Genomic DNA, 4961 nt, shown 5'->3' on the forward strand with positions numbered 1-4961 from the left:
TCGCTGGGCACCAAGATGGGTGACTACATCATTGCGTACAAACTGCCGGAATAAGATTTAACGGCGGTAAAACAAAGGCGCCACCTTGTGAAGGGTGGCGCCTTTTTACATAGAGGAGCGCCCAAAATGCTCCATCCACGGCAGAGCATGTGGCACCAATGAAGGCTATCCTCTTTCGCTCGCGGCTATTTGAGCGCCGATTGACTGTTGTACATCCGCCAACGATGCAAACAAACCGCCAAGGTTCCCACCAGAGTAGAGAATCTGGAAACGGTAGCCTGAGTTGGCAGGACCATGTTCCAAAATGGTCCAGCCTCGATAGGTTGTCGTTATAGGGGAACTGATAATTTATCTTCTTGATTTTGCGCACTTCCCTAGTGTGAAATCGCCCTACCAATGTCGTACAACATTATAAAAACCGTCAACTGTCAGAGTTGACAGGTATTCAATACGCATTCGAGATAAGGACCAATCCGAAGCGGAATATGAACAACTCTGGGAAAGAGTGCGCCTTCCGCATTAAAACCCAAAGAGCATAAGCTCGATCGAAACCCAGCAAAAACGGACTAAAAAACTGTCATCTATGACAGTAGCCATCTATATCAAAAAAGATGAGGATGCAGTCGCATTAATAGCACTTCTTGCCAGGAAAGTAACTGCGCACCTCCTGAGCCGTGGTTCCGGAAGCTGCATTGAATATTCAAAGAGATCAACCATGAACAATACGAGAAACAGGGGCGCTGCGCTCTTGATAACCATCATGGCGCTGACTGCTTCAACGTTTGTCAAAGCCGACGCACTTACAGACAAGGCAAACAATTGCAATAAGGCGCTGAGTGAGCTGAAGACTATCGGAGTGACGCCTGGCGAATACAGTTGCGAAGCAAATACGAAGAAGGAAATGTACTGGCGAGCCTATGCACCAGGGGAGTTATTTAGAAAAATTCTTGATATTTGCGAAGCAAATGGACCAGTCACATCAGTTCCCTATGAATTATCAGAAGTCGTTGCGTGTAACTACTACTCTCCAGCGGGATTTAGCAAATAACTGCACTACGACATATTTGGACAAGCGATCCTATAGCTGATGATGCCGGCGGGTTAGTGCTAAACAATGTGCTTAAAATGGCGAGTCTCCCGTGGGGAGCTAGCCTGCTAGCGATTGCGGCCTGACGTTCAACATCTGTGTTTACCGAAAGTGCCCCATCGCTAGCAGGCTAGCTCCCACAGGTTGAAAAGTGTTTGTCTTTGGGAAAGGTGCTTGTCCTACAGACGTTGAAGGTGGCGCGGAGTTTTCCGACAAGTCGCGTCGGTTGTGCCTCGGAAATCGGCTGGATAGGCTCTGGGGGGCGCTGCAAATTCAGCAAATTTCTCGGCCTGTTTGCTGGTCTCAATCATCAAGCTCTTTTCTGTCGCACCATAGATCACCCGAAATTCCTCATATTTTGAATTGTATAACTCTGTCTACTGTCAGAAATTACAGCGACTCAAGACAGGTTCGAGATGGACCGCAATGAATTTGATCTATGGGTGATTCGCCAGATCGAGATGACCTCCCGATAGACATCGCCTTTTCTGTATTTACTCTTTTCAGAATCACCAAAGATAAGTTGTGCCCCCCTATATAACTGGCCTTGGTAGCATAAGATCGCGAATAGGCATAAAAACCTGTCAGAGGTGACAGTTAACCTTTTATGCCGTTTCTTCCAGACTTTCTTCTCCCACCCAAGTCAGTCAAGGAAGCACACGTGATAACTCCAAAAGCGTCTCCAGCGGTCTTCGCAGTCGGTTCACTCACCGTAGATGTGAAAGGCACCATTGGCGGTACATATTTAGACCTGACCAGTTATACGGCGACCGCCTCATCGGTATCTTTCAATCCGTTAGGGGGTTACGACTTTTCCTTTCGGGAAAACGATGGCTTGTCGAGCAAACGAACCCTGTCCATCTCGCTTCGCAACCTGCTGATTCCCTCCCCACCCGACTACTCTGAAAGTGTCGTTACGGAGCGGGGCATCTTCGTCTATGAATATGACATGAAGTCCTCTTCAACTATCGCGGTCACTCAACCCAACCCCAACCTATACCGATATGCCTTCAACGATTTCAAACTTTCCGGCAAGGCACGACACACGGATGACACGCGTGAAATCACCTGTAACGGGTTCTTTCTGCTTCAGGAACTGACGTGGCCTTTGTAATGAGCTTGGTCAGGTAAACCCGTACCCAAATGCAGAATGTAAAAAAATCAAAAGCCCCTCACCCTAACCCTCTCCCAGAGGGAGAGGGGACTGACCGAGGTGTTTGGAAGAGGTACGCCGACGTGCGATACCACGCTGAACTCAGACTTTGAAAAACACATAAACCGGCCCCCTCTCCCTCGGGAGAGGGCTGGGGTGAGGGGCAAATCCACCACAAAACCAAAGCCGACTACGCTGTGCTCCTCACCACTCGATAGGCCGAGTGTCAGCTCGCCGGCTCTTGATCTTGATCCACGGGCGACGTCGGAAGGCTGAGTGGTGGGATTGATCCGGGCGTGGGAGCGCAGCGACCGTTTGGCGCAGCCAAACACAGAGAGGAGGTGCAGCGAAGCAAACCGTAGGCGCAGCACCCGAAGCAAGGATATACCCCTAAACCCCAAGAACCTGGTCGGCCCAAAGGCCGCCAAGTCAAAAGCGTGAACCCTGTCAAAACCCTGAACACACAAGTAGAAACACCGCCCCCCATTGAAACCACCCAAACCCTGCCCCATCTAAGACCCATACCCCATTGCGCAGGTGCCCCATGACCGACCAGCAAGATCGCCCGGACAACCACGACGACTACGAAACCGACCACATCGAACACACCTCCTCCGGCACCGGCCTGGCGCTGCCCGGGCAAAACCTGCCGGACAAGGTCTACATCATCCCGATCCACAACCGTCCGTTCTTCCCGGCCCAGGTCCTGCCGGTCATCGTCAACGAAGAGCCGTGGGCCGAAACCCTCGAACTGGTCAGCAAATCCGAACACCACTCCCTGGCCCTGTTCTTCATGGACACGCCCCAGGAAGACCCTCGCCACTTCGACACTGGCGCCCTTCCCGAATACGGCACGCTGGTCAAGGTCCACCACGCCAGCCGCGAGAACGGCAAACTGCAATTCGTCGCCCAGGGCCTGAGCCGTGTGCGCATCAAGACCTGGCTCAAGCACCATCGCCCGCCGTACCTGGTCGAAGTCGAATACCCGCACCAGCCCACCGAGCCGACCGACGAGGTCAAGGCCTACGGCATGGCGCTGATCAATGCGATCAAGGAGCTGCTGCCGCTCAACCCGCTGTACAGCGAAGAGCTGAAGAACTACCTCAACCGTTTCAGCCCCAACGACCCATCGCCGCTGACCGACTTCGCCGCCGCGCTGACCTCAGCAACCGGTCCCGAGCTGCAAGAAGTGCTCGACTGCGTGCCGATGCTCAAGCGCATGGAAAAAGTCCTGCCGATGCTGCGCAAGGAAGTTGAAGTCGCGCGCCTGCAAAAGGAGATTTCGGCAGAAGTTAACCGCAAGATCGGCGAGCATCAGCGCGAATTCTTTCTCAAGGAGCAACTCAAGGTCATCCAGCAGGAACTTGGCCTGACCAAGGACGACCGCAGCGCCGACCTCGAACAGTTCCAACAGCGCCTCGAAGGCAAAACCCTGCCGGCGCAGGTGCAAAAACGCCTCGAAGAAGAAACTCACAAACTGTCGATCCTCGAAACCGGCTCGCCGGAGTACGCGGTTACGCGCAATTATCTGGACTGGGCAACCTCGGTACCGTGGGGCGTGTACGGCGAGGACAAACTCGACCTCAAGCACGCACGCAAAATCCTCGACAAGCACCACGCGGGTCTGGACGACATCAAGGACCGCATCCTCGAATTCCTCGCCGTCGGTGCGTACAAAGGCGAGATCAGCGGCTCGATCGTGCTGCTGGTCGGCCCGCCGGGTGTGGGTAAAACCAGCGTTGGCAAATCCATCGCCGAATCCCTCGGCCGGCCGTTCTACCGCTTCAGCGTCGGCGGCATGCGCGACGAAGCCGAAATCAAGGGCCACCGCCGCACCTACATTGGCGCGCAGCCGGGCAAACTGGTGCAGGCGTTGAAAGACGTCGAGGTGATGAACCCGGTGATCATGCTCGACGAGATCGACAAAATGGGCCAGAGCTACCAGGGCGACCCGGCTTCGGCGTTGCTGGAAACCCTCGATCCTGAGCAGAACGTCGAATTCCTCGACCACTACCTCGATCTGCGCATGGATCTGTCGAAGGTCCTGTTCGTCTGCACCGCCAACACCCTCGACTCGATCCCCGGCCCGCTACTCGACCGTATGGAAGTGATTCGCCTGTCCGGCTACATCACTGAAGAAAAAGTCGCCATCGCCAAGCGTCACCTGTGGCCGAAACTGCTGGAAAAGGCCGGCGTGTCCAAAGGCAGCCTGAGCATCAGCGACACCGCACTCAAAGCCCTGATCGACGGTTACGCCCGTGAAGCCGGCGTGCGTCAGCTGGAAAAGCAAATGGGCAAACTGGTGCGCAAAGCGGTGATGAAGCTGATCGACGATCCGAAAGCGGTGATCAAACTCGGCCCGAAAGACCTCGAAGCCTCGCTGGGCCATCCTGTATTCCGCAATGAACAAGTGCTGTCCGGCACCGGCGTAATTACCGGCCTGGCCTGGACCAGCATGGGCGGCGCCACCCTGCCGATCGAAGCCACGCGCATTCATACCTTGAATCGTGGGTTCAAGCTCACCGGGCAACTCGGCGATGTGATGAAGGAATCGGCGGAGATTGCCTACAGCTACGTCAGCTCGCACCTCAAGCAGTTTGGTGGTGACGCGAAGTTCTTCGACGAAGCCTTCGTCCACCTGCACGTACCCGAAGGCGCGACGCCAAAGGACGGCCCGAGCGCCGGCGTGACCATGGCCAGCGCCCTGCTCTCCCTCGCACG

Annotated in this window: 3 protein-coding genes; all 3 read left to right on the plus strand. The window is 54.8% G+C overall.

The annotated features are described in order from the left end of the window. The first annotated feature begins 583 nt into the window (after positions 1–583). Positions 584–1048, plus strand: coding sequence for a hypothetical protein (locus tag D6877_RS07760; protein ID WP_130910395.1), 465 nt, complete (start codon positions 584–586; stop codon positions 1046–1048). Between the two features lie 700 nt (positions 1049–1748). Then, entirely contained in the window at positions 1749–2201 is a 453-nt protein-coding gene (locus D6877_RS07765) for a hypothetical protein (RefSeq protein WP_130910396.1), read from the plus strand. Positions 2202–2784: 583 nt separating this feature from the next. Beyond that, positions 2785–4961, plus strand: a 2177-nt coding sequence (lon, locus tag D6877_RS07770; RefSeq protein ID WP_130910403.1) for an endopeptidase La, incomplete at its 3' end; no start/stop codon positions are given.

It is taken from the genome of Pseudomonas sp. Sample_9 (assembly GCF_004307535.1).
Taxonomy (GTDB): Bacteria; Pseudomonadota; Gammaproteobacteria; order Pseudomonadales; family Pseudomonadaceae; genus Aquipseudomonas; species Aquipseudomonas mercuritolerans.